This window comes from Mycobacterium bulgaricum, assembly GCF_041287165.2.
In the GTDB taxonomy this organism is placed as follows: Bacteria; Actinomycetota; Actinomycetes; order Mycobacteriales; family Mycobacteriaceae; genus Mycobacterium; species Mycobacterium bulgaricum.
Map to the genome: position 1 here is coordinate 241,162 of NZ_JBGGKV020000008.1, position 23,863 is coordinate 265,024.

Sequence of the window (23,863 nt, forward strand, 5' to 3'; positions counted from 1 at the left end):
ACCGTGCACAATCGTGAACCGTGGCAGAACAGGTCCGTCGAATCTACGGCGCGTCGATGTCTCCTGACGCCACCGCGTTCGCCCATCTCGTCGACGACGGCGGATATCCGAGGGCGGTGCAGCGGTTCCTGCGAGGCTGGCGGGCGAGCTCGTCGCGCGATGTCGACCTGCCGATCGAAGGTCCCGTCACGCGGGTCATGCACTCCGCAGACGGCCACTGGCTGGCCTGCCAGGTGGCGCCCGAAGGTGGCACCCGCAGCCAGATCTGGGTTGTGACAACGGATCCCGACGACCGTGCGGCCCGCAGAATCGACTATTGGCCCACGGGTGTGGAGGGAACCGCCGAGCTGATCGGCTGGGACGGCACCTTGGTCGCGGCAATCCTGACCGGAGAGGACGGCGTCGGCAGCTCGTGTCTGATCGACCCGTCCGGCGATACCACCACCGTGCTGGACCGACGGTCGGGCGGCAGGCTGGTGGACGCGTGGGCCGGCGCGTCACTGGTCCGGGTCGGCCCGCGCGGCTACCGCGATCTCATCATGCTGCGCGGGCTCACCGAGGTCGGCCTGTTGCCCTACGACCCCGGATCGACCACCGACACCGGCGTCATCCTCGACGACCACCACCCGCGTCGGCTGCGGTCGGGCCCAGAAGGAGAGCTCACCGAGCTGTACCACCCGGCCAACGAGTACGGCGTCAACAGCACCGAGGGTTATGTCCGCGCGCTGATCCGCAGCGAGAACGGTGCCGAGCACGCACGCCTGCTCGAGGTGACCGTCTCGGCAGAGGGTGTGTCCTACCAGGTGATCGCCGAACGGCCCGGGTGTGAGCTCGACGAATTCACCGTCAGCGACGACCTGTCGACGGTGGCGATCCTGTGGAACCTGCACGGCGCCAGCGAGTTACAGATCCTCGAATACGCCGACGGCACCCTGTACGACCCGATTCCGCTGCCGGGGATGGTGGCCAGTGAGCTCAGTATCAGCGCGGGCGGCTCCATGCTGGCGCTCACGGTTGAAGGGCCGTCGAAACCGCCGACCGTCGAACTCGTGGACCCGCGGACGCGAGAGTGGGAACTCGTCGACCGCGAGCCGAGCAGCGGCCCGGTGTCGGCTGACCCCACGTTGGAAACCATCACCGCGCGCGACGGATTGACGTTCACGGGCTGGCTGTTCCGCCCGCCCGACGGCGTCGAGACGATCGGCGCGATGCTGTTCCTGCACGGCGGACCCGAAGGCCAGGGCCGCCCCGGCTACAACGAATTCTTTCCCGCACTGCTCGACGAGGGCATCTGCGTATTTCTTCCCAACGTGCGCGGGTCGGGAGGGTTCGGCAGGTCCTTCATGCACGCCGACGACCGTGAGCGCCGATTCGCCGCCATCGACGACGTATCCGATGCGGTGCGGTTTCTCGTCGACAACGGACACGCTCCCGCGGGCAAGGTGGCGTGCTGTGGGTGGTCCTACGGCGGTTACCTGACACAGGCTGCGCTGGCATTCCATCCCGAAGACTTCGCGGCCGGCATCAGCATCTGCGGGATGAGCGACCTGAACACCTGGTACCGCAACACCGAGCAGTGGATCGCGGCCGCCGCCTATCCGAAATACGGGCATCCGGTCAGCGATCAGGATCTTCTGGAGAAGCTGTCCCCGCTGCCGCGAGCGCACGCGATCACCGCACCGCTGCTTCTGGTGCACGGACTCAACGACACCAATGTCCCGCCCAGCGAATCGCAGCAGATGTGCGAGGCGCTGACAGCGCTCGGACGAAAAACCAAGATGCTGGCGTTCGAGGACGACGGCCACGAGATCGACAAGCGCGAGAACCGTGCGGTGCTGCGGAAGACGATGTGCGACTGGCTCACCGCCGCGTTCGCCAATTGACCTGCCCGCGCAGAGGTTTACTTGAATTTTCAGCGGGGTAAAACTTCTTCGCGCGCCACTACGGAGTGCGCGGACGGAGGAGGCACGGCATGCGAGGAATTCTCGGCGTCATTGTGCTCGTCTGGTTGTTGATCGGCGTCTTCGCCGCCTATCAGCGTGACTACTTCACCGGTGGCGAAGCCAATTGCGCCACAGCGGGAAGTATCGCGCTGACGGTGGTGGCGGGGCCGTTGAACTACGCGGGAGTCAATCCGAAGGTGACGGATTGCAACGTCCCGGAACCCAGTCAGTAGCCCGCTGACTGGTCGTCGCGAGGAATGGAATGGAAATGATCGTCTTCGGAGCGATCCTGCTCATCCTGGGTCTCATCTTCGGGATGTCGATCCTGACGTACATCGGCGTCGTGCTTCTCGTGATCGGCGCGGTGTTCTGGGTTCTCGGGTCGGTCGGCCGCCCCGTCGCAGGTCGGAGAGCCTGGTACTAGCGCCTAATCGCGCTCAGCGGCCGAGGTCAGCGCCGCGACCGTCATCTGTCGGAGGACGGTTCGCGAGTTGGCCTCGGCCGTTTTCGTCGTGCCGGGCTTCATGCTGTGCGCCGTCGAGTTGAGCAGGCCGAAGGTTCCGTGGGCCATCATGCGGGCGTCGGTTTCGGTGAGGGTGGCATCGCGGCGGCGCAGCACCTCCACCCAGATCTCGACATATTGCCGCTGTTTGCGCCGCACTTGACGCTTGGCCGCCGGCGGCAGGTTGCCGAGATCGCGATCCTGGATACGGATCAGGTCGGACTCGCCGAGCGCGAAGTCGAGATGGAAGTCGATCAGGGCAGCAAGCGCGCCATCGGCGTCTGTCGCCTCACCTGCCACCTCGGTGGCACCGGCGAGCAGCCTGGTGCTGATACCCACCAGCAGCTCCGTGAGCAGCGCCTCCTTGTTGGGGAAGTGCCGGTAGATCGCGGGCCCGCTGACACCGGCGGCCGCACCGATGTCTTCGAGTCGTACGGCGAGATAACCGTGTTCGGCGAACAATCGCTCCGCCGCGGCGGCGAGTTGGCCGCGGCGGTCGGATTTCGCCCTGCTCCGTGACGAGACGGCGTCGGCGGTTCGAGTGGTCATGTCGTGAACCTCCCGCCGGTGGTGGACAGCATCAGTTAATGGTGCTTAACATACCATCCGGTTAGTCGCCATTAACTTAAGGTGGGTTCAGCGATGGCAGCGCGGGCATCTCATCGCGACGATCACGTCGCGCTGGTCGAGCAGTTGCGGGCGAAGCTCGCCACGGCCGCGCTGGGCGGGCCCGAAAAGGCACGTGAACGGCATGTGGGCAGAGGCAAGCTGCTGCCGCGTGACCGCGTCGATGGGCTGCTCGACCCTGGCAGCCCGTTCCTAGAACTGGCGGCCCTGGCCGCCGATGGCATGTATGACGACGAGTGCCCCGGCGCGGGCATGATCGCCGGCATCGGGCGGGTCTCGGGCCGCGAGTGCATGATCGTGGCCAACGACGCGACGGTCAAAGGCGGAACGTACTACCCGATCACGGTCAAGAAGCATCTGCGCGCCCAGGAGATCGCGTTGCAGAACCGGCTTCCGTGTGTGTATCTGGTCGACTCCGGCGGCGCATTCCTGCCGCGCCAGGACGAGGTGTTCCCCGATCGCGAGCACTTCGGACGCATCTTCTACAACCAAGCGACCATGAGCGCCAAGGGAATTGCCCAGATCGCGGCCGTCCTCGGGTCCTGTACCGCCGGCGGCGCGTATGTCCCGGCGATGAGTGACGAGGCCGTGATCGTGCGCAACCAGGGCACGATCTTCCTCGGTGGCCCGCCGCTGGTGAAAGCCGCCACCGGCGAGGTGGTCACCGCCGAGGAACTCGGTGGCGGCGACCTGCACTCCAAGGTCTCCGGCGTCACCGACCACCTGGCCCACGACGACCGCGACGCGCTGCGCATCGTCCGCACGATCGTCGGGACACTCGCACCGAAGGCTTCGGCGCCGTGGGACGTCGCCCCGACCGTCGATCCGGTCGCCGATCAGCGCGAGCTCTACGACGTCGTGCCCGTCGACTCCCGGGTGCCCTATGACGTGCACGAGGTCATCACCCGCATCATCGACGGCGGCGATTTCGCCGAATTCAAGGCCCAATACGGCACCACGCTGGTGACGGGGTTCGCGCGCATCCACGGCCATCCGGTCGGCATCATCGCCAACAACGGTGTGCTGTTCGGTGAGTCGGCGGTCAAGGGCGCACACTTCATCGAGCTGTGCGACAAGCGCAACACGCCACTTCTGTTCCTGCAGAACATCTCCGGGTTCATGGTCGGCCGCGACTACGAGGCGGGTGGTATCGCCAAGCACGGCGCGAAGATGGTGACCGCGGTCGCGTGTGCGCGGGTGCCGAAGCTGACCGTGGTGATCGGCGGATCGTATGGCGCAGGCAATTATTCGATGTGCGGTCGGGCCTACTCGCCGCGGTTCCTGTGGATGTGGCCCAACGCCAGGATCTCGGTGATGGGTGGCGAGCAGGCCGCGTCGGTGCTGGCGACCGTGCGCGGGGACATGGCGCCGGAGGAGGAAGAGGCGTTCAAGGCCCCCATCCGTGCCCAGTACGAGGATCAGGGCAATCCGTACTACTCGACCGCGCGACTCTGGGATGACGGCGTCATCGACCCCGCTGACACCAGAGCTGTTGTCGGGTTGGCACTCTCGGTGGCAGGCCAGGCTCCGCTGGAGCCGGTGTCCTACGGCGTTTTCAGGATGTGAGTCTCTCGTGACCTTCGATACAGTTCTGGTTGCCAACCGCGGCGAGATCGCGGTTCGTGTGATCCGCACGTTGCGCACGATGGGAATCCGCTCGGTCGCGGTGTTCAGCGACGCCGACGCTCACGCCCGCCATGTCGCCGAAGCCGACGTGGCAGTACACATCGGACCCGCGCCGGCGCGTCAGAGCTATCTGTCGATCGACGCGCTGCTCTCGGCGATTGCGCGCACCGGCGCCCAAGCGGTACACCCCGGATACGGATTTCTTTCCGAGAACGCCCAATTCGCGGACGCGCTGAGTTCCGCCGGCGTGGTCTTTATCGGCCCGCCCGTCACCGCCATCCAGACGATGGGCGACAAGATTTCGGCGAAGGCCGCGGTGTCCGAATTCGGTGTGCCTGTGGTGCCCGGGATCTCGCGGCCCGGCCTGACCGACGACGACTTGATCTCAGGCGCCCCCGACATCGGTTTCCCGGTGCTGGTCAAGCCGTCGGCCGGCGGCGGAGGCAAGGGCATGCGCGTCGTGCACGACCCGTCGGAACTCCCCGCGGCACTGGCAAGTGCCCGTCGCGAGGCCGCATCGTCGTTCGGCGACGACACCCTGTTCCTGGAGCGGTTCGTGTTGAATCCCAGGCACATCGAGGTGCAGGTGATCGCCGACGATCACGGCAACGTGGTGCACCTCGGCGAGCGCGAATGCAGCCTCCAGCGCCGTCATCAGAAGGTCATCGAAGAGGCGCCGTCCCCGCTGCTCGACGCGCAGACCCGCGCCCGCATCGGCGCCGCGGCCTGCGACACGGCACGCAGCGTCGACTACACCGGGGCCGGCACCGTCGAGTTCATCGTGTCCGCCGATCGGCCCGACGAGTTCTTCTTCATGGAGATGAACACCCGCCTGCAGGTCGAGCATCCGGTGACGGAAATGGTGACCGGGCTCGATCTGGTGGAGTTGCAGGTCCGGATCGCCGCGGGGGAGAAGCTGCCCATCGCCCAGGACGACATCCGCCTGGACGGGCACGCCATCGAGGCGCGGGTGTACGCCGAAGATCCCGCCCGCGGATTCCTGCCCACCGGCGGCGACGTGATCGGACTTCGCGAGGCGGTCGGTCGCGGAATCCGCGTCGACTCCGGATTGGCGCGCGGCACAGTCGTCGGCAGTGACTACGACCCGATGCTGGCTAAGGTGATCGCGCACGCCGAAGATCGGCCGGCGGCGCTGCGCGCTCTGGACTCGGCACTGGCCGACACCGCGGTGCTCGGGCTGACGACGAACGTCGAATTCCTGCGTTTCCTCCTCGCCGATCCCGACGTCGCGGCCGGGAACCTGGACACCGGACTTCTCGACCGGCGGCTTCCCGATTTCGTTCCCGCGCCGCCGTCCGACGACGATCTGGTGGCCGCGGCGGCGTATCGGTGGCTGAAGTCCTGGCCGGCAACGGCATCCGATCCGTGGGACGTGCCGTCCGGCTGGCGCATCGCCGGGCGCGCGGCGACGCCGATGAGGCTGCGCGCCAGGGAGAGGACCGACCACGTCTATCTCACCGGCACGCCGGAGGACGCCACGGCCGCAGTCGAAGGCGGCGAAACCCGCACGCTTCGAGCCGTGTTGGCCGGCGACGTGTTGGCGGTGACGATCGACGGTCTGCGTAGCGACCACCTGGTCGCCGAGATCGGCGGGCAGGTGTGGCTGGCAGGTGCGGGGCGCGTCGTGATGGTCGAGGAGGTGCGGGAGGCCCCGGTGCGTCCCGACGACGAGCTCGGCGGCGACGCCGAACTGGCGAGTCCGATGCCGGGGGCCGTCGTCGCGGTCGGCGTCGACGACGGGGCGGCCGTCACGGCGGGAACCGTCGTGGTGACCGTCGAGGCGATGAAGATGGAGCACGCGCTGACCGCACCCGTCGACGGGGTGGTGGAACTGTTGGTCGGCGCGGGCGAACAGGTGAAGGTGGGCCAGGTACTGGCCCGGATAACGGCAACCGAGGAGCCACAGTGACTGATTTTCTTTCGACCGGGACGCTGCCCGACCACTACGAGCAGCTGGCCAAGACCGTGCGCGACTTCGCCCAGAGCGTCGTCGCCCCCGTCGCGGCCAAACACGATGAAGAGCACTCGTTCCCGTACGAAGTCGTGTCGGGAATGGCCGACATGGGCCTGTTCGGCCTGCCCTTCCCGGAGGAGTACGGCGGCATGGGCGGCGACTACTTCGCGCTGTGTCTGGCGCTGGAGGAACTCGGCAAGGTCGACCAGAGTGTGGCGATCACGCTGGAGGCCGGGGTATCGCTGGGCGCGATGCCGGTGTACCGGTTCGGCAACGAGGAGCAGAAGCAGGAATGGCTACCGCTCCTGGCTTCCGGCAAGGCCCTCGGCGCGTTCGGTCTGACCGAGGCCGGCGGCGGCAGCGACGCCGGGGCGACCAAAACCACGGCAAGATCGGATGGGTCATCGTGGATTATCAATGGCTCCAAGCAGTTCATCACCAACTCCGGTACCGACATCACCAAGCTCGTCACGGTCACCGCGGTCACGGGGGAGAACAACGGCAAGAAGGAGATCTCGGCAATCCTGGTGCCGGTTCCGACGCAGGGGTTCACCGCCGAGCCCGCCTATAACAAGGTCGGCTGGAACGCTTCCGACACCCACCCGCTGAGCTTCGACGATGTCCGGGTGCCGCAGGAGAACCTGCTGGGAGAGCGCGGACGCGGGTACGCCAACTTCCTGCGCATCCTCGACGAGGGCCGCATCGCGATCGCTGCGCTGTCGGTCGGCGCGGCGCAAGGATGCGTGGACGAGAGCGTCAAGTACTCCAAGGAGCGCGAGGCGTTCGGCCGTTCGATCGGCAGCAATCAGGCCATCGCATTCAAGATTGCCCGCATGGAGGCAAGGGCCCACGTCGCGCGCGCCGCCTACTACGACGCGGCCGCTCTCATGTTGTCCGGCAAGCCTTTCAAGAAGCAGGCCGCGATCGCCAAGCTTGTCGCCAGCGAGGCGGCGATGGACAACGCCCGCGACGCGACGCAGATCTTCGGTGGCTACGGCTTCATGAACGAGTACGCGGTGGCGCGGCATTACCGGGACAGCAAGATCCTCGAAATCGGCGAGGGGACAACGGAAGTGCAACTGATGCTGGTCAGCCGCGAGTTGGGCCTGTAGATGAGCGACACGACACCGAAAAAGGTTGTGGTTCAGCGGGGTCTCTGGTTCGAGGAGTTCGAGACCGGTGTGCTGTACCAGCACCGGCCCGGCCGCACGATCACCGAGGCCGACAACGTGCTGTTCACCACGCTGACCATGAACACCCAGGCGCTGCACCTGGACGCGGCGTTCTCGGATGCGTTGCCGCCGTTCAACCAGCGGCTGGTGAACTCGATGTTCACGCTGTCGACGCTGGTTGGACTCTCGGTCGCGCAGCTGACGCAGGGCACGATCGTCGGCAACCTCGGATTCGGCGAGGTCGCGTTCCCCAAACCTCTGTTCCATGGCGACACGCTCTACGCCGAGACCGAGGTCACCGACAAGCGCGAATCGAAGAGCCGGCCGGGGGAGGGGATCGTCACGTTCAGTCACGTCGGCCGCAACCAACACGGCGACATCGTGGCGACGGCGTCGCGGAAGACGATGGTGCGCAAGCGTCCTGAAGGGGAAGCCCAGTGAGCCTGGCAGCCGGAACCGCGTGGCTGTTCTGCCCGGCGGATCGTCCGGAGCGCTACCAGAAGGCCGCGGCGGTCGCCGATATCACGATCCTCGACCTGGAGGACGGTGTCGCGGCCAAGGACCGTCCCGCAGCGCGTCAGGCGCTGATCGACACCCCACTCGACCCCGAGCGGACGGTGGTGCGGGTCAACCCCAGCGGTACTCCCGACCACGAGCTGGACCTCGAAGCCGTTGCAAAGACGGCCTATACGACGGTGATGCTGGCCAAGTCGGAGACCGCCGCGCAGGTGACCGCGCTGGCGCCGCTGAACGTCTTCGTCCTCATCGAGACGCCCCTCGCCGCGCTCAATGTCGTGGAGCTCGCTCGTGCGGAGAACACCTACGCACTGATGTGGGGCGCCGAGGATCTTTTCGCCGTACTCGGCGGCACGGCCAACAGGTACCCGGACGGCTCTTATCGCGAGGTCGCCCGGCACGTGCGGTCGCAGACTCTCCTGGCCGCAAAAGCCTACGGGCGGTTGGCTTTCGACTCGGTTTTCCTCGACATCAAGAACCTCGAGGGCCTGCGGGTCGAAGTCGACGACGCGGTGGCCGTCGGCTTCGACGGCAAAGTCGCGATCCACCCCACCCAGATCGCCGTCATCCGAGAGGGCTACGCGCCCACCGACGAGGAAGCGGACTGGGCCCGACGTGTCCTGGCTGCGGCCCGCGACGAGCGTGGGGTGTTCCAGTTCGAGGGCCAGATGGTGGACATGCCGGTGCTCCGGCGCGCCGAGCGGATCGTCGCGCTGGCCGGTTAGCTACTTGCGTTTGGCAGCAGCCAACCTGGCGGCGAACTCAGGCGATTCGATCGACGTTGCCTGCGGGCCGATCTCGACATCGACGGCAAGCCGATGCTGCTCGGAATCCACGGTGCCGGGATTCGCGGTGGCGCGCATGGAGGCCTTGGTGGCGACGACAACCTCTCTGGGTGCGCCGGCGGGGCCCGCCGCCAACGCGCGTGCTGTCGCCACCGGTTCCTCGGCGACTTCGAGCGCGAGGCCGTGGCGCACCGCGGCCTCGGCGTCGAAGCGCATGCCGAACAGCAGCGAGGCCCGGGCGACCTGAGGCCCGACGAGGCGCTGCAGCATCCACGTGGCGCCACCGCCGGGGTGGATACCGAGCTTCTGGAAGCGCGGGTCGAAGACCGCGGCGGGTCCGGCGATCCGAACGTCGGCGGCGAGAGCCAGATTCAGGCCTGCCCCTACCGCGGGGCCGTTGACGGCCGCGATCGTCGGCAGTGTGCAGTCGGCGACAGCGAGGAAGCCGTCGTAGATCACCCGGAGCCCGTCCTCGGTGGCGGCACCCAGTGCGGTGAGGTCGGCACCGGCGCAGAACGCCTTGCCTGCACCGGTGACGATCACGGCATGAACGTCCGGGTTCGCCTCGGCGGCGTCGACCGCGGCGCGCAATGCCGCCGAGATCTCGGCGGTCACCGCGTTGCGGCGGTCGGGATCGTTGATGGTGATGAGTGCGACGCGGTCTTCGACCTGCGTCAGTACAAGATCGGACACCCGGTCAGCCTAACGGCGCGCCCAGCCCGTCGAGCACGCGCACGGCAACGCGGCTGCCTGCATCGACGTCACGCCACCGCTGCGTCGCGGGATCCGAGGCGTCGAGCGCGTGCCTGCTGTGCTCGAGCAGGTGATCGGCCGCCGCTCGCGCCCTGGCCACGGCCTGTCGGCAGGATCTAATGACGATCTCCAAATCCGGCATTTCACAAAGAGATTGGTTGATCTGTAGCTTCGAGGCATCGATGTCGGAAGCCGCCCGCGCGATCTGCGCGGCAACGGCCTCGGTGACTGCAGCCGCGCCCGACGACACCGCGAGCTGCGTCCGCAGCTGGCGGATGTGCTGCTGCAGCATTCCGTCGGCCGATCCGACGACCACTGCGGACACTCCGACGGCCTCGCGAATGCCCGGCGCGTCGTCGGCCTGGAAGATGCGTGCGGTGTCGACGCGCAGATCGGAAATGGTCACGTCGACGGCGCCCGCCGCGATCCCGTCGGCGGTGCCCTCGATACCCGCATCTTCGCGAGATACGAGTACTCGGCGCGCTTCCCCGCCCCGGTTCATCTCATGGGCGGGGAGCAGCACGCAGTCCGCCGACAGGGCGCCGACGACGGTAGTCCATCGGCCGATGAGCCTGCCGTTCTCCAGTCGACCGCGTCCGTGCCTGCAGACGGCGATCGCTGCATGCGGGCCTGCGGCAGCGGAGACGTCGGCGTCGGAGTCGAACGCGACCCGCAGCCACGCCCCGGCGCTGTCGGCGACGGCGAGTTCGAGTACTTGCGAGACGAACTCGCGGGTACCGGCGCCGGCCATCTGCATCCTTCCCGATCGCATCAGATGGTAAGCATGATCGTGGCACGAAGCGCGGCACAGTGAGACGAACTCCGACGCCGGAGTCCGTTCTCGGCGCGGTGCGCGACCTCCTTCCCGGTATCAGCGCCTCCGCGGCCGCGGTCGACCGCAGTGGTGCGGTCGAACCGGAGGTGATCGACGCGCTGCACGACGCCGGATACTTCTCTCTGCTGAAACCGCCAGCCTTCGGCGGCCTCGACAGCGCACCGGAGGTGTACCTGACCGCGACACGCGAGCTTTCCAGATCGTGTATGTCGACCGGCTGGTTGGCGGGGTGGCTCGGTGTAAACAGCTGGGGCCTGTCGATCCGTGAAGAGGCTGTGTTGCAAGAGATCTGGGGAGCCGATGACCGGGCGCTGCTCTGTTCGTCGTACGCTCCTACCGGCCGGCTGCAGCGCGTGGACGGGGGGTTCCGGCTGTCAGGTCGATGGGCCAGGTGCACGGGTGCACGCCACTGCGCGTGGCTGAGCGTTGCGGCACTGCGCGTCGGCGGCGACGGTGCGGCGCAGGACTTCATGGCCGTGTTGGTGCCGCGGACCGACTTCGTCATCGAGCCGACGTGGAATGGCCTCGGACTCAGGGGTATCGGCGCCGACGACGTTCTGGTGCAGGGGGCGTTCGTGCCTGACCATCGCACCTTCAGCTGGCTGCATGGCGGGCAGAGCGTTACCGCGACACCCCTGGACAGGCTTCCTCAACCGACCGTGTTCACGCTCGCGGGAACCATGCCGCTACTCGGCGGGGCGCAGCGGGTGCTGGCGACCCAGGCCGTCGACAACGGGTCGGCGCCGTTGAGCCGGGTCGCGATGTCCCACAGCGATATCGAACTGTCGCTGCTCCAAATTCGTCGCAACGTGGCCGACCTGGTCGACTGTGTCCGTTCCGGCGCCCAGCCAGACGCAGAGATGGTGCTGCGTACGCGCCGAGATCAGGTGATGGCGTGCGAACGGGCACTGCGGGCGGTCGGCGCCGTCGTCTCCGACACGGGCGGCAGCGATGATGCCGAAGTGCTCGAACGGGTATGGCGTGACATGCAGACCGCCTGCAAGCACGTGTCGAGCAATGTCGAGCAGGTGCTCGCCGTCGCAGGTCGATTTGCGTTGGGCCTCAACGTCGATGACCTGATCTGGTAGCGGGTCTCACACCCAGTCGTCCGACGACAGGGTGCGTAGCACCCGTGACAGCATGTCGTCGGTGACGGCGGCGAGGTCGGAACGGCGGCCGGCGGCATGAGACGTGGATCCGATGCGTTCGGCGATGCTGCGCGCGGCCCGGGTCAGGAACGGCGCCATCCGGGTGAGGCGCTCGGCCGGCGCGGGTCCCGTCAGCGAGAGCCCGGCCACCAGGCCGTCCGCGCCCAGGATGGGTGCTGCGATACCGGCCAGGCCCGCGACGAGTTCCTGGTCGTCGTAGGCGAGCCCGTGCCGGGAGCGGATGCGGACCAGCTCCGAGTGCAGCGACGGCAGGTCGGCGACCGTGGCGGGAGTGCTCTTGCGCAGTGGGCAGCCGAGCAATTCGTCCACGGTCTCGGCGGGAAGCGTCGCCAGGATGGCCTTGCCGAGGGCGCTCGCGTGGGCCGGTGTCCGGTCCCCGACACCGACCGGGACGGCGACGCCGCTGGTGCCCGAGAACTTGTCCAGATAAACGACATCCGAGCCGATCAGCACGCCGAGCTGCACGACGAGCATGGTGTCGCTCTGCAAGCGTTCCAGCACCGGCGCCGCGGCGGCACGCAGGGCGGAGTGATCGCCGGAGCCTGCTCCCGGCAGCGAGGACGCGGCCAGGCAATATCCGTCGGAGCGATGCTGCAGCAGTCCCGCGCCGTGTAGTTGGGTGAGGATGCGGTGCACCGACGATCGGGGCAGCCCGGCGCGGGCAGCAACCTGGTCGAGTCGCAGCACGCGTCCGGCCTGGTCGAAGCACCCGAGGATCAGCGCGACTCGAGCCACCATCGACGCAGGCGCATCAGCGTGAAGGACCACCCGGTCACGGTAGGGCCGCGGCCTGTGCGGCGGAGTCGAAACGGCCGACATGCATCGGCCCCCTCCCGCTGTGGGAGGGGGCCGATGTCAGTGCCGGTCAGGCGGCGTCGCGCTGGGCGTCCTCACCGCCTCGGTCAGCGGCGTCGTCAGCCTCCGATGAGTCCTCCGCGGCGGACTCATCGGCGTCCTCGGCCGAATCAGCGTCGTTCGCATCGCCGGCATCGGACATCTCATCCGATTCCGGTTCCGTGCCGTCCTCGTCGTCGAGTTTCGTCTCGTCGATCGTGCTGTCGTCGTCGCCGACCCGGTCGGCGTCCGCCTTCGAGGTGGATCGGTGCGCCGGCTGGGCATCGTCGGGCGCGGCTGTGGTGTCGGCCTCCACGACCTCGGTCGCCTCGTCCTGCTCGACCGTCGCTGCGGACACCGCTGTCGCGGCCGGCTGCTCGGGTTCGGGCCGCTCGAACTTCGTGCTCCAATCGCTGATGATCTTGGCCTGTACCGCACGGTGGTACTTCGCGATCGAGAACTTGGCCTCGGCGACGCTGCGGTTGAACGCCGTTGCGATGGTGACGAAATCACGTGAGGCGAAGGATTCGAAGAACTCCCTGCCGCTGGCGGCGAGCTGACGGTTCAGCGTCCGCCACTGGCGGCGGACCTCGGCGCTCAGTGTCGGCTCGGGGCTGAACAACTTGCCGTTCCAGTTGACAAGGGTCCAGCCGTCCTCGGCGTTGCCCTCGACGATCACGTAGTTCGTGTTGCTCAACGGTGCGGTCCGCAGCAGGTCGATCTTCTCGGCCGCGGTGAGGTTCTGTGCGTTCATCATCGTCCAGAACATGATGGCTCCACCGTGGGAGAAGATCACCGGGTTGCGGTCGCCGTTGTCGTAGATCGTCTGCAGAGCGCCGTCGACCCGGGCGTCGAACTCGTTTCCGTCGATCGACCCTGGAATGCGTAGATCGCGGTTGCCCTGGATCGCCCATGCAAGGGGGAAGAGGCCGTAGCCGGTCTGTGCCTGGCTTTCGGGGGTGCCTTCGAAGACGCCCGCCTCGATCTCCTGCAACCCCGCGAGCACCTGGATGGGCAATCCGAGGTACTGGGACATCGGTGCCGCCGTCAGCTGGGTGCGCACCATCGTCGAGGCATAGATCGCGTCGTAGTTGTTGTCGCCGAGGACGCCGACGATGGCCTGGGACTGCTGTTGGCCCGTCGGGGTCAGCACCGGCCCCGGCGTCGACGTGTCGATCAGGCCCGACGCATTGCCCGCGGATTGGCCGTGGCGCACGAAGGTGACCCGCATCAGTTCGGCGGCCGAGGCGGGCAGAGCCGCACCGACCAGCACGGCTGCCGCCACGGCCGCCGCCCCTAGGACGCGCAGCAGGGCGTTGCGATGCCACGTTCTGCTTCGTGCCGCGCCCGACGAAGACGCATCATTCATGGAACAGTTCCTCCCGCTGTTGTTCAGGACAGCGCCCACGGTGAACGGTGGGTTAACACGCAACAAGGCGCGGTCTCACTCAGCGAGACTCGGATCAGAGCTTTGTCAGCACAGCGGCCGCGCGGACCTCGCCGCCGACAGTGAAGGCGATGTCGAGGGCCGGGACAGCCGCACCTGTCCGACGCCACCCGAGTGTCACGTGCTCGCCGTACTTGATCGGCTTGCGGTACTCGATCACGGCGCGATAGGGCGGTGTGCACACCTCGGGGACCACAGCCATCACCTCGTGGATCGCGTGCCAGTACGCGGTGTTGGTGACATGTTCGAAAAGGTCGATGTCGGTGCGGCGCAGCGCGAACGGGATCGCGTCGTCGGCGCCGTCCGGATTTTTGAGCCAGGGGCGCCATTTGAGGCGGTATTCGTCGGTCGTCGTCGAGAACCGCTCGATGAGTGAGTCGGTGGCCCGTTGCGGCGTCAGGGTTTTCGCGTTGATCGCAATCCAGAATCCCTCGGTCTCGATGCGCCCGCCATCGCTGCCGACGAGGTCGACACGCATGGTGCACCAGCGGGTCGACAGCGCCGAGCACCATCTGCTGAACGCGACCTCGTTGGGGAATTCGATCGGCTCGATCACATCGATCACCGTGCGTTGGACCAGCCAGTGCGGGTGGTCTTCGGCCTCACCGGCGTCGACGAGGTTCTCGGCGCCGACCTCCTGGATGTAGCGGGCCACGCCGTCGAGTCGAAGGTTCAGATCACTGCCGATGTCACCGGTGGCCACCCGCCACGCCGTGCGATAGACGTAGCCGGATTCCGGCAGCGCAGCCAGGCGACGGTGCACGTCTTCGGTAACCATCGACGGTCAGCCTACGGTTCGGCGCCAGCGAAGCAGGTACCGGTAGTACAACGCGCGCCTCACCGTCGCTCCGGGTATCACCTCGTCGGCGACGGCGCGGATCTCCGCGAGGCTTTCGCGGGGGTCCGTCATCACCAGCCCGACGTCGGGTGTCTCGCGATGCAGGCGGGAACCGATGCGGACGGCGGGCAGGCACAAACCGGCCCAAACCCAGTCCGATGCAGTCTTGTTCGCGCTGAGGCCGACGATCGCGATCTCACCCGACGGGCGCAACAGATCACGGGCCCTGCCAAGAGTGCCGCGCAGGTCCATGTGGTGGATCGTCGCGACGAACGTGATCAGATCGAAGCGGACGTCGCCCGGATCGAAGGCATGGAACGCGTGCTCGGAGATCGAAACGTTCGCCCGGCCGCAGAGCCGATCCCTCGCACGTCGTACCGCGCCGGGGTCGGAATCGATCCCGACGATCGACCGCGATACCGGGGCCAGGCGCTCGACCAGGAGGCCGTCGCCGCAGCCGACGTCGAGGACGTCACCGCGATGCTCGCCTGCGATACCCGTGAGCCACGGGTGGTAGGCAGTGTTGTGGTTCCAGTAGTCGGCCATGCGCGACTCAGCGGCCGCCGAAGCATTCCGCGAGGAAGTGAGTCGCCGACGTCCACGCCCTCGCGGAGGCGGACTCGCTGAACAGCACACCGCGCGACGGATCGTCGGCGAACGGCGCCATGAAGGCGTGCAACGTGTTCCCGTAGGCGTGCAACTGCCAGTCGATGCCCCTGCCGGAGAACTCCCTGCCCAGTGCGACGACGTCTTCCGGGGGAGCGAACGGGTCATCCCAGCCGTGGAAGACGATCACCTTGGCGGTGACGTCGCGCTTCTCGGCCTCCGGAGGTGGCTTCAGCAACCCGTGGAAGCTCGCGACACCTGCCAGCGGTTGGCCGTGACGCGCCAGGTCGAGCACGCACAGGCCGCCGAAGCAGAAGCCGATGGCGGCCACGCGCTGCGGGTCCACCTGCGCCGCCGCGGTCAGGGTCTCGAACACGGTGGCAAGACGCGCGGCCAGCGCGACACGATCCTCGACGAAGCCCGCCATCGCGGCGCCGGTGGCCTCGATGCCGCCGCGGCTGACGTCCTCACCGAACAGATCCACCGCGATGGCCTGGTAACCCTGTTCGACGAGGCGCGTCGCGAACTGCATCTGCGCGTCGCTGCGCCCTTCCATGCCGTGGAAGACCAGCACGGTCGGACGGGTCTGCGCGTCGTGAAGGTCGTGGTGATTGTCGACATGAGTGTCGTCGTGAACGAGGACCGAGTCGAAGTAGCTGCCGTCGATGTCGTGTCGCAAAGATGTGTGGTGCACCGTCACCGGGCTGACGTTTCCACGTCGTCGGGTGCCGCGCGACGGCGTTCGCTGCCCGCAGAACCGGGATGCGCGCGCCGAAAATCAAGGTCGTGGTGCTAGAACTCGCCCCAGCCGCCCTGGACCATCGTCTGGAACTTCCAGCCGTCGCCCGTCTTCACCAGCAGGTCGCCGTAGCGCACGTGCTGGCTGTGCTCGCCTGCTGTGATGATGGCGTCGGTGATCACGAATACCAGGTTCTCGTTGATGAAATGCGGTGTGCGTACCGAATCCATCGAGACGTCCCCGGCCTCGCCGAGTTGTTCACGCATCTGAGCCACGAACTTCTCGCGGTCGCACGACGCCGCATAGCCGTCGGTCACCTCGTTGAGTGGGAACATCGCCTGGTCGGCCATGGCTTCGACCTCCTTGCCGACGGCCAGCGTGTCGTACCGCGTGAACCAGTCCAGCACGGCGTCGATGTCGGCCGGCGATGGTGCGTAGCCACCATGTGCAGGTAGCGATGCCATGTCGTTCTCCTCACAATCTGCGTACAAAGTACACCGTACAGTGTACACAGAGCCGGGACGGGCTACGATCGCTCGCGTGGAGAGAAGCAGCGCCGGGGACCCGGTGCGCACTCTGGAGTTGTTGTGGAGAGTCCCCGGCGAGGTCCGGGCAGGCCGCGGGCCAAGGGCGCGTACGTCGGTTGACGCGGTGGTCGCCGCGGCGATTGAGATTGCCGACACCGACGGGTTGGCGGCTCTGACCATCCGCGCGGTGGCGGCGAAACTGGGGATCGCGCCGATGGCGACCTACACGTATGTGCCGGGAAAGGCCGAACTGCTCGACCTGATCCTGGACTCCGTCTACCTGCAGATGCCGCGCGCGGATCTGTCTGAATTGCATTGGCGGGAACGGGTTTCCACGATTGCCGCGGAGAACCGGGCAATGCTCGACAAACATCCGTGGGTGGTGCAGCTGGCTATCACGCGTCCGCCGCTGGGGCCCGGCACGTCCGCGAAGTACGACCACGAACTGCGCGCCTTCGACGGCCTAGGCCTCAGCGAGCTGGAAATGGATTCGGCTCTGACGTACGTGCTCGGATTCGTGACAGCAGTGGCGCGCATCGCGATCGACACCCGCAACGCCCAGACCGACAGCGGGATGAACGACAGCGCGTGGTGGGAACGCGCCGAACCGCTGCTGGCCAAAATTTTCAGTCCACAGGAGTACCCGCTGGCTGCGCGGGTGGGCGCGGCAGCGGGGCGCGCGTACGACAGCGCCTACAGCGCGGATCACGCCTATGAGTTCGGGCTCGCGCGGGTGCTGGACGGGCTCGCGCCAGTGATCGACCGCACACCGGGGTGAGGGTGTCGCGCAGGGGTGGGTACCTGTGCAACAAACCATGTCGAGGAGAGGACCCGGCCTTCATGACTGCGATCACCGCCTACCGCGGGCCGCTGCGCACCACCAATCTGCATGTCGACGACACCGGAGGCGACGGTCGACCCGTGGTGCTGATCCACGGATGGCCGCTGAACGCCGACTCGTGGGCCCCCCAGGTCGACGCGTTGCGCGACGCCGGGTACCGCGTCGTCACCTACGACCGCCGCGGGTTCGGACGCAGTGACAAGCCGCTGATCGGCTATACGTACGAGAGTTTGTCCGATGACCTGTCCGCGGTGTTGGAGGAACTCGACCTGCGGGATGTGACTCTCGTCGGCTTCTCGATGGGCGGCGGAGAGGTCGCGAGCTACTGTGCCCGCAAAGGGGTGGAGCGCATCCGAAGTGCCGTGTTCGCGGCGTCGGTCACGCCGTTCGTGCAGCACCGCAAGGACAATCCTGACGGTCCGCTCGGCAAGGCCGAGGCCGCCAAGATGGCCGCGTCGCTGACCGCGAACCAGGACGCCTTCTACGAGCAGATGATGACCGACGTCTTCTCCGCAGACGGCCGACTGCTCATCACGGAGGAGCAGCGGCAGTGGGCCCTCGCGATGTGTGGCGAGGCGAGCAAGGCGGCCGCTCTCGCGTGCATGGCGGCGTTCGGCGGCACCGACTTTCGCGAAGATCTACCGAAGGTGACGGTCCCGAGTCTGGTCATACATGGAGACAGCGATGCGACGGTGCCGTTCGAGGGTTCGGGCCGGCGCACACACGAGGCGCTCCCGGACAGCCGCCTGCATGTGATTGCCGGTGGGCCCCACGGTATTCCGATCAGCCACCCCGACGAATTCAACGAGGCCCTGCTGACGTTCCTCGCCGAAGAACCTTCCTCGCGCGCGGTCACCGCAGGGTAGGGGCGTCACCAGGCGACGGTCGCGTCGCGCGGTACGACATCCATGTCGAACGCGTGGCCGCGATAAGTGAGCGACGTGCCCAGCCGACTCCGGTCGCGTTCGTCGCGGAACCGGACCGTTCCGGTGCTCCACCTTTCGGCTCGATGGATCGCCCACGAGGCACGGCACAGCAGTGTGGCTGCATCGTGGCGGACCTCGACGGCCGCCACCCCGGGTGCCGATGCGCGCGTGACGATGTCGGCGACGGCCTCCCTGGACAGAACCGGCCGTCCGCTCAGCGTGATCAGGACACGGCAGCGACGGCGGACCGCGTCGGGGACGGGGCCGACGCGGATTCGCGGATCGTCGGTGCGGAGGGAGCCCACGAGGGTCTCTGCGCCCGCGCCGTTGACGAACAGGCCCACGTCCTGGCCGAGGAAACACGCCGCGGTGCGCACCAGAGACCCCGGGCCGTGGTCTGCGGCGTCGATCTCGACGGCGACGTCGGGAATGTCGTAGCGAAGTCCGTGGACTCGTGCCTCGGGGTCGGGGACCAGCCGCGCCACGGCCAGTGCTTCGGCGTTCTTCGCGGTGGCGCGGTCGGCGACGTCGCGCCCTGCCCAATCGGCTCCGTTGTGCCACGCGACGGCGTCGCGCGCATGGTGCAGTACGGCGCCGCAGGTGAGCGCGCGGTGCGCGAACTCCCAGTCCTCGCCGCCGTACCGGTCGAAGGATTCGTCGAATCCTCCGCAGTAGTCGAACAATTCGCGACTGCAGCACATCACCGAGCTGATCACGTAACGGTAGGAACGGTGATCGATGTTCAGCAGGTTCGAGGTTCGGCGGTACGCGTCGCTGAGCCAGCGCGGTTCGTCGAGTTCGCGCGGGACGCTGTGTCCCGACCACCACTGCGGCAACCGCGCCGGCGTCCAGCCGGTCAGATCGGCGTGGCGGCGCCGCCCGACCACGAGCGCGTCGGGCAGCACGGACGGCAGCCGAACGGCGGCGCTCACGTACTGCGGCTCCGGCACGGTGTCGGCGTCCAGGAAGCAGAGGACCTCGGATTCGGTGTGGCGGACGCCGAGATTGCGGGCTGCCGCGGCGCGAAAGCCCTTGTCCTGCTGGCTGACCACCGAGCATCGCAGTGGCGCGGCTGAAACATCGGGCGGTTGCCCGGAACCGTCGTCGCAGACGACGACCTCGATGAGGTCGTGCGGATAGTCCTGAATCGCTAGGGCGGCCAGGACGAGGTCGAGCTCGGTCTGCTGTTCGTAGTAGGGCACCACCACCGCCACGGTTGCCTGACGGGCCGGGCGCTCGTCCAGCAGGTCCCAGCGGTTTTCTGGGACGACATATCGGCCGTCGGTCAACGACAAGAGTTCTACGCGGGTCATGGGTGACAGTCGGCGAAGAAGTCGGCGTAGTGGCGGGCGACGTCGGAGGGCGCCGGGCTCAGAAGCATGCCGGCCTCGAGCCACGTCGATTCCGGGGCGTCCAAAGCATTGTCGATGGCGGACCGCAAGCCGTCGGCGGTATCCGGGTAGAGCGCCAGCGAGCCGGGATTCCGATTCTCGAACTCCACGGTGTAGCGGTGGGTGGGCGCCAGCGGACGGCGGCCCGCCGACAACCACGAATTGAGCGAGCCCGACGCGGAGATGTGCCGGTGGGCGACGACTGGGACGGTGACCCGTTGCAACAGCGGCTGCACCCGTGAGTCGGCGATGTAACCGGTGAGAGTGAACTTAACGCCTTTGCGGCGGGCCGCCTCCTGCAGATCGAGCGCCAGATCGTCGTGGCCGGAGGAGGTTTCGCCGATCGCGAGCATCTCGACACCGCCGTGGTCGGGGAGCGCCGCGAGGACCTCGGCATGCCCTTTGCCGGGGTAGACATAACCGAACACGCCCACTGTCCGGCCCGGGCCCCGGGTGGCGGGGGCCACGGCCTGCGGACCGACCGGAAGCGGGATCACCGCGCAGCGTGATGGCTCGATCCCGCAGTCCCGCAACAGTTCACGCTCGTGGTGGCTACTGACAACGATTGCACGGCAGGCGGCCGACACCTCGGCGTATGCCGCGGTCCGGCGGGCGAAGTTCTTGCCGTCGGACGGTTGTGGCACGTCGTGGAGCGTCGCAGTCATCGCTCCCATGGTTCGCGCCCCGAGTGCCGCGACGTTTCTGGCCGCGCATTCGGGACTGTCCCCGAACAGCCGATCGGTGAACTGGAGATGGACGACGCCGGCGGTCGAAGGCGTCGACACGTCGCCGTGATGGGCGGTCCACTGCCGGTGCACGTCGAAGCCATCCTGCTGCATGCGCCGGTACAGGTCCCATCCGAACCGGACGACCCCGTGCGGTCGCGGCCCGACGAGAAGATGCGTGACCGTCACGACGGCGTGGAGACTTTCAGCAGCCCGAGGATGTCCATCATGTGCGCATGTCTGGTGATCGCCAACTCGACGTAATCGGGGTTGGCGGCATACCAATTGAGTTGTGCCGCATGGACATCGTCGACAGAGAGACGATCGCCGTGGTGCACCCAGTGGTAGCGAGGCGCCGCGTCGAGACCGAGTGCGGTGAGCACGCGCGGTTCCAGTGGCGCATGGACGGAATCGAGGAGGGTGCGGCTGATAGCGGGCACCGACAGACGCACGTCGGCGGCATCGAGAATTCGGCGCGCCAGCGTTTCGAGCACACGGTTGCCGGGATGGTTGATGGTGTGCGCGGCCTGGGCCCCACACGGTCCCAGGACATCCGAGACGCCCACGTCGCAGTCGCGCCGCTCACGCCGCGCGAGTTCGTCGCGGCTGGCCTCGGCAGCGGCGCGCAACTGGTCCGCGCTCACATCGACGTCCCACACCGAGGACGGTGACAGGCCGGCCCGTGCGGCGGCCACGGTGCGCAGGTCGTGGTAGGGCACCACGGGCGGGACCACCGAGCGGTCGGCGGGGTGCCGGACGATGGCCTGGAAAGGGTACAGCCCGGCATAGCGGATGACCGGCCACCGGATGCATGTTGCTGATGACGAAAGTCGTTCTGCGAGTTCGGAAGTGCCGAGTGGAAGATCCCGGTAGCCGGCACGGATCGGCTGGCTCACCAGCACGGCCGACGCGGCTAGCAGCGAGTCCAGATATGGCAGATCGCTACGCTCGATTTCGTGCACCGGCGGGATACGCACGGTGCGGTACCGCCGGTCGGGCACGGCGTCGAGTACCTGCCTGAGCGCTTCGGCCTGACAGTTGCCGACGACGAGCCACAGCGGACGGTCGTCGACCGGCGCGGCGTCGTCCTCGCCGTAGAAGACGCCGTAATGCTTCCGGCGTCCGGTGTCGGAGGTCACGCAGCGAGGTTACTTGTCGACGGCCCGTGGTATATCTCTGGTAACGCATTCGTCGAGACAGCGGCGGCCGTTGTTTCTGCCCGGGTCGTCTGCCGGAGGTATGTGTTGATTCGACTGGCATCGGTTCCCGCCGGCCACCCCTTCGTCCGCGCCACGACCGATCCCGGGCTCGTCGCACTGCTTCCCGATCCGGTGCCTCCCGGCGCCACGCTCGCCGGACAGTGGTGGCCGCCGCGCTGGCTAGACCCGGGCTACCTGCGCGAGCACATTCACGAAATCGACGTTCTGCACGTCCATTTCGGGTTCGAAGCCGTCGCTCTGGGCGACCTGCGCGCGGTCACCGGACTGCTGCGTGCACACCGGGTGCCGCTTGTCGTCACGGTGCACGACCTGGCCAACCCACACCTGGCCGACCAGACGACGCACGAGGCGGCACTCGGTCTGCTGCTGAGCGAAGCCGGCACCGTGATCACCTTGACCAGGGGAGCGGCACGTGTCATCGCGCAGCGATGGGGGGTCGAGTCGGTGGTACTACCTCACCCGCACCTGTTGCCGGTCGAGTGCGTCGGGGTGCGGCGGGCCACGAGGGCGGCCCCGGTGGTCGCCGTGCACGCGAAGTTCCTGCGCGCCAACGTCGACCCGTGGCCGATCATGGATGCGCTGGTGGCCACCGAGTGGGCCGCCGCTCCTGTCGCCCTGCGTTTGGACATGGACGAGAATGCTTTGAGGTCGCGGCGGGCCGACGAGGCACTGCCGGATCGGTTGGCGGCCTACGACGCTGCCGGGGTCGACGTGCGAGTGCATCCGCCGTTCGCCGACGCCGAACTCGTCGACTACCTCCACGAGATCGATGTGATGGTGCTTCCGTACCGGTTCGGCACACATTCCGGTTGGGTGGAGGCCTGTTTCGACGCCGGCGTCCTGTCGGTGGTCCCCGATTGCGGGTTCTTCGACGAGCAGCATGCATCGGGCACTTTCGTGTTCGGACCCGGAAGGTTCGATCCGGCCGGCCTGAGGCGGACGGTCGAGGATGCCGCGTCAGCGGTGCGCGCAGCGCACGGGTTCGAGGACCGTGCCCGTCGAGATCGGCGGGTCCGAGAGCGCAGTGTGGTTCGGGATCACGTCGCCGACATCTATCGGCGTGCCCTGGCCGCACGCAACGCAGCGTGACCGGTCGCGGCCGGGAAACAGGAAGGTGTGTCGGCAGTGAATGACGCGATGTCAGGTTTCGATCGACCAGTGCAGACGTGGCGGGACATCCCCGGGTGGTTTCAGTGGCGGGAAGGGCAGGAGGAAGCCGCAGAATTTTTCGCCGACGGCGACCGGTTCGTCGAGGTGGGCTGCTACCTGGGCCGCAGCATCTGCTCCCTGGCCGAGGTGGTGGGTGCGGCCGGTCTCGACGTCGAGATCATCGGCGTCGACTGGGCGCGCGGAAGCGGGCCCGAAGGCCCGGCTGAGGTCAACGCCCACGGGCCCGCCGTCGAGTTCGGCGGGGGCACCATGGCCGGACTGCTGCATCGCAATCTGATCGCCTGCGGTGCCGCCGACTCGGTCCATCTCCTGATCGACGATTCGGTCTCGGCCTCGAGACTCTTCCCCGACGAGTCCCTGGCGTGGGTGCATCTCGACGCACGGCACGATTACGACAGTGTCCGGGCGGACATCGAGGCCTGGCGCCCCAAGGTGCGGCCCGGCGGGTGGCTGTCCGGTGACGACTACGACAGCTGGAACTGGCCTGGCGTGGTGCAGGCCGTTGCCGACAGTCTCGACGGCGCCACGCCGTGGTGCACGGCGCAGTGGCGCTGGCTCAAGCCGTAGGCAGCAGGCGCCAGAAGCGCCCCCGGCAGTGTGCTGTTTCAGGACATCGGAATAGGGTGTCTCAAGACATCGGCATAGGTGAATCAGCCAGTTTCAGCTGGTGTCGAAGGCTCGCCTGGTCATCACCGC

25 protein-coding genes are annotated in these 23,863 nt (G+C 67.4%); 13 read left to right on the forward strand and 12 right to left on the reverse strand.

Translation table 11 applies throughout. The features are described from left to right. Positions 1–56 precede the first annotated feature (56 nt). From ACAG24_RS21320 to ACAG24_RS21330, 3 genes are all read left to right on the forward strand, one after another. Complete coding sequence (locus ACAG24_RS21320) at positions 57–1,883, forward strand: alpha/beta hydrolase family protein (RefSeq protein WP_370474447.1); 1,827 nt, start codon at positions 57–59, stop codon at positions 1,881–1,883. Between the two features lie 89 nt (positions 1,884–1,972). Continuing rightward, on the forward strand, positions 1,973–2,176 hold the full coding sequence (locus ACAG24_RS21325; RefSeq protein ID WP_335331227.1) for a hypothetical protein: 204 nt from the start codon (positions 1,973–1,975) through the stop codon (positions 2,174–2,176). Between the two features lie 35 nt (positions 2,177–2,211). Then, positions 2,212–2,367 carry a hypothetical protein gene (locus tag ACAG24_RS21330; protein WP_370474408.1) on the forward strand — a complete coding sequence of 52 codons (156 nt, stop codon included), beginning with the start codon at positions 2,212–2,214 and terminating at the stop codon, positions 2,365–2,367. 3 nt (positions 2,368–2,370) lie between these two features. On the opposite strand, the gene ACAG24_RS21335 is transcribed toward ACAG24_RS21330, so the two are convergent. After that, positions 2,371–2,994, reverse strand: a complete 624-nt coding sequence (locus tag ACAG24_RS21335) for an SACE_7040 family transcriptional regulator (RefSeq protein WP_370474409.1) — start codon at positions 2,992–2,994, stop codon at positions 2,371–2,373. A gap of 93 nt (positions 2,995–3,087) precedes the next feature. Between ACAG24_RS21335 and ACAG24_RS21340 the strand changes: the two genes are divergently transcribed. From ACAG24_RS21340 to ACAG24_RS21360, 5 genes are read left to right on the forward strand one after another with little or no spacing between them, the layout of a single operon-like run. Continuing rightward, on the forward strand, positions 3,088–4,638 hold the full coding sequence (locus ACAG24_RS21340; protein WP_370474410.1) for a carboxyl transferase domain-containing protein: 1,551 nt from the start codon (positions 3,088–3,090) through the stop codon (positions 4,636–4,638). Positions 4,639–4,645: 7 nt separating this feature from the next. Continuing rightward, a complete protein-coding gene (locus tag ACAG24_RS21345; protein ID WP_370474411.1) occupies positions 4,646–6,628 on the forward strand; it encodes an ATP-binding protein in 1,983 nt (660 codons plus the stop codon). Next, a complete protein-coding gene (locus ACAG24_RS21350) occupies positions 6,625–7,785 on the forward strand; it encodes an acyl-CoA dehydrogenase family protein (RefSeq protein ID WP_370474412.1) in 1,161 nt (386 codons plus the stop codon). Before ACAG24_RS21345 ends, ACAG24_RS21350 begins: the two co-directional genes overlap by 4 nt. Next, entirely contained in the window at positions 7,786–8,286 is a 501-nt protein-coding gene (locus tag ACAG24_RS21355) for a MaoC family dehydratase (RefSeq protein ID WP_370474413.1), read from the forward strand. Beyond that, positions 8,283–9,086: an HpcH/HpaI aldolase/citrate lyase family protein gene (locus tag ACAG24_RS21360; protein ID WP_370474414.1), complete on the forward strand. Its 804-nt coding sequence runs from the start codon at positions 8,283–8,285 to the stop codon at positions 9,084–9,086. Before ACAG24_RS21355 ends, ACAG24_RS21360 begins: the two co-directional genes overlap by 4 nt. On the opposite strand, the gene ACAG24_RS21365 is transcribed toward ACAG24_RS21360, so the two are convergent. Next, the gene (locus ACAG24_RS21365) at positions 9,087–9,839 is read right to left on the reverse strand and encodes an enoyl-CoA hydratase (RefSeq protein WP_370474415.1); all 753 of its coding nucleotides are present in this window, start codon (positions 9,837–9,839) and stop codon (positions 9,087–9,089) included. 4 nt (positions 9,840–9,843) lie between these two features. After that, on the reverse strand, positions 9,844–10,650 hold the full coding sequence (locus tag ACAG24_RS21370; protein ID WP_370474416.1) for a hypothetical protein: 807 nt from the start codon (positions 10,648–10,650) through the stop codon (positions 9,844–9,846). Positions 10,651–10,709: 59 nt separating this feature from the next. Between ACAG24_RS21370 and ACAG24_RS21375 the strand changes: the two genes are divergently transcribed. Continuing rightward, the gene (locus tag ACAG24_RS21375; RefSeq protein ID WP_370474417.1) at positions 10,710–11,822 is read left to right on the forward strand and encodes an acyl-CoA dehydrogenase family protein; all 1,113 of its coding nucleotides are present in this window, start codon (positions 10,710–10,712) and stop codon (positions 11,820–11,822) included. A 6-nt stretch (positions 11,823–11,828) separates the two neighbouring features. Here ACAG24_RS21375 and ACAG24_RS21380 read toward each other — a convergent pair whose 3' ends face one another. The 6 genes from ACAG24_RS21380 to ACAG24_RS21405 all read right to left on the reverse strand — a co-directional run bounded on the left by ACAG24_RS21380 (position 11,829) and on the right by ACAG24_RS21405 (position 16,831). Further along, positions 11,829–12,671 (reverse strand): IclR family transcriptional regulator, encoded by an 843-nt coding sequence (locus tag ACAG24_RS21380; RefSeq protein WP_370474418.1) that lies wholly within the window; start codon positions 12,669–12,671, stop codon positions 11,829–11,831. A 97-nt stretch (positions 12,672–12,768) separates the two neighbouring features. After that, positions 12,769–14,106, reverse strand: a complete 1,338-nt coding sequence (locus tag ACAG24_RS21385; RefSeq protein WP_370474419.1) for a histidine phosphatase family protein — start codon at positions 14,104–14,106, stop codon at positions 12,769–12,771. Positions 14,107–14,200: 94 nt separating this feature from the next. Continuing rightward, positions 14,201–14,962, reverse strand: a complete 762-nt coding sequence (locus ACAG24_RS21390) for an acyl-[acyl-carrier-protein] thioesterase (protein WP_370474420.1) — start codon at positions 14,960–14,962, stop codon at positions 14,201–14,203. A gap of 6 nt (positions 14,963–14,968) precedes the next feature. Next, complete coding sequence (locus ACAG24_RS21395; protein WP_370474421.1) at positions 14,969–15,568, reverse strand: class I SAM-dependent methyltransferase; 600 nt, start codon at positions 15,566–15,568, stop codon at positions 14,969–14,971. 7 nt (positions 15,569–15,575) lie between these two features. Further along, positions 15,576–16,328 carry a dienelactone hydrolase family protein gene (locus ACAG24_RS21400; RefSeq protein ID WP_370474422.1) on the reverse strand — a complete coding sequence of 251 codons (753 nt, stop codon included), beginning with the start codon at positions 16,326–16,328 and terminating at the stop codon, positions 15,576–15,578. A gap of 92 nt (positions 16,329–16,420) precedes the next feature. Further along, the gene (locus ACAG24_RS21405; protein ID WP_370474423.1) at positions 16,421–16,831 is read right to left on the reverse strand and encodes a nuclear transport factor 2 family protein; all 411 of its coding nucleotides are present in this window, start codon (positions 16,829–16,831) and stop codon (positions 16,421–16,423) included. A gap of 76 nt (positions 16,832–16,907) precedes the next feature. Between ACAG24_RS21405 and ACAG24_RS21410 the strand changes: the two genes are divergently transcribed. Together ACAG24_RS21410 and ACAG24_RS21415 are read left to right on the forward strand one after the other, a co-directional pair. Then, positions 16,908–17,672: a TetR/AcrR family transcriptional regulator gene (locus ACAG24_RS21410; RefSeq protein WP_370474424.1), complete on the forward strand. Its 765-nt coding sequence runs from the start codon at positions 16,908–16,910 to the stop codon at positions 17,670–17,672. A gap of 62 nt (positions 17,673–17,734) precedes the next feature. Further along, entirely contained in the window at positions 17,735–18,601 is an 867-nt protein-coding gene (locus tag ACAG24_RS21415) for an alpha/beta fold hydrolase (protein ID WP_370474425.1), read from the forward strand. Between the two features lie 5 nt (positions 18,602–18,606). Here the strand turns inward: ACAG24_RS21415 and ACAG24_RS21420 are convergent, their stop codons facing one another. From ACAG24_RS21420 to ACAG24_RS21430, 3 genes are read right to left on the reverse strand one after another with little or no spacing between them, the layout of a single operon-like run. Further along, complete coding sequence (locus ACAG24_RS21420) at positions 18,607–19,974, reverse strand: glycosyltransferase (RefSeq protein ID WP_370474426.1); 1,368 nt, start codon at positions 19,972–19,974, stop codon at positions 18,607–18,609. Then, positions 19,971–20,966: a glycosyltransferase family protein gene (locus ACAG24_RS21425; protein WP_370474427.1), complete on the reverse strand. Its 996-nt coding sequence runs from the start codon at positions 20,964–20,966 to the stop codon at positions 19,971–19,973. The genes ACAG24_RS21420 and ACAG24_RS21425 overlap by 4 nt, the downstream gene beginning before the upstream one ends. Then, the gene (locus tag ACAG24_RS21430) at positions 20,963–21,916 is read right to left on the reverse strand and encodes a WcbI family polysaccharide biosynthesis putative acetyltransferase (protein ID WP_370474428.1); all 954 of its coding nucleotides are present in this window, start codon (positions 21,914–21,916) and stop codon (positions 20,963–20,965) included. The genes ACAG24_RS21425 and ACAG24_RS21430 overlap by 4 nt, the downstream gene beginning before the upstream one ends. Positions 21,917–22,018: 102 nt before the next feature. On the opposite strand from ACAG24_RS21430, the gene ACAG24_RS21435 reads away from it, so the two are divergent. Together ACAG24_RS21435 and ACAG24_RS21440 are read left to right on the forward strand one after the other, a co-directional pair. After that, complete coding sequence (locus tag ACAG24_RS21435; protein ID WP_370474429.1) at positions 22,019–23,086, forward strand: glycosyltransferase; 1,068 nt, start codon at positions 22,019–22,021, stop codon at positions 23,084–23,086. 36 nt (positions 23,087–23,122) lie between these two features. Further along, positions 23,123–23,734: a class I SAM-dependent methyltransferase gene (locus ACAG24_RS21440; protein WP_370474430.1), complete on the forward strand. Its 612-nt coding sequence runs from the start codon at positions 23,123–23,125 to the stop codon at positions 23,732–23,734. Positions 23,735–23,863 lie beyond the last annotated feature (129 nt).

Excerpts from the sequence above, each read along its gene's own strand:
- ACAG24_RS21415 (WP_370474425.1), top strand. The coding sequence starts at position 17,735 with ATGACTGCGATCACCGCCTACCGCGGGCCGCTGCGCACCACCAATCTG.
- ACAG24_RS21390 (WP_370474420.1), bottom strand. The coding sequence starts at position 14,962 with ATGGTTACCGAAGACGTGCACCGTCGCCTGGCTGCGCTGCCGGAATCC.
- ACAG24_RS21420 (WP_370474426.1), bottom strand. The coding sequence starts at position 19,974 with ATGACCCGCGTAGAACTCTTGTCGTTGACCGACGGCCGATATGTCGTC.
- ACAG24_RS21320 (WP_370474447.1), top strand. The coding sequence starts at position 57 with ATGTCTCCTGACGCCACCGCGTTCGCCCATCTCGTCGACGACGGCGGA.
- ACAG24_RS21330 (WP_370474408.1), top strand. The coding sequence starts at position 2,212 with ATGATCGTCTTCGGAGCGATCCTGCTCATCCTGGGTCTCATCTTCGGG.
- ACAG24_RS21370 (WP_370474416.1), bottom strand. The coding sequence starts at position 10,650 with ATGGCCGGCGCCGGTACCCGCGAGTTCGTCTCGCAAGTACTCGAACTC.
- ACAG24_RS21325 (WP_335331227.1), top strand. The coding sequence starts at position 1,973 with ATGCGAGGAATTCTCGGCGTCATTGTGCTCGTCTGGTTGTTGATCGGC.
- ACAG24_RS21405 (WP_370474423.1), bottom strand. The coding sequence starts at position 16,831 with ATGGCATCGCTACCTGCACATGGTGGCTACGCACCATCGCCGGCCGAC.
- ACAG24_RS21335 (WP_370474409.1), bottom strand. The coding sequence starts at position 2,994 with ATGACCACTCGAACCGCCGACGCCGTCTCGTCACGGAGCAGGGCGAAA.
- ACAG24_RS21385 (WP_370474419.1), bottom strand. The coding sequence starts at position 14,106 with ATGAATGATGCGTCTTCGTCGGGCGCGGCACGAAGCAGAACGTGGCAT.
- ACAG24_RS21355 (WP_370474413.1), top strand. The coding sequence starts at position 7,786 with ATGAGCGACACGACACCGAAAAAGGTTGTGGTTCAGCGGGGTCTCTGG.
- ACAG24_RS21395 (WP_370474421.1), bottom strand. The coding sequence starts at position 15,568 with ATGGCCGACTACTGGAACCACAACACTGCCTACCACCCGTGGCTCACG.
- ACAG24_RS21340 (WP_370474410.1), top strand. The coding sequence starts at position 3,088 with ATGGCAGCGCGGGCATCTCATCGCGACGATCACGTCGCGCTGGTCGAG.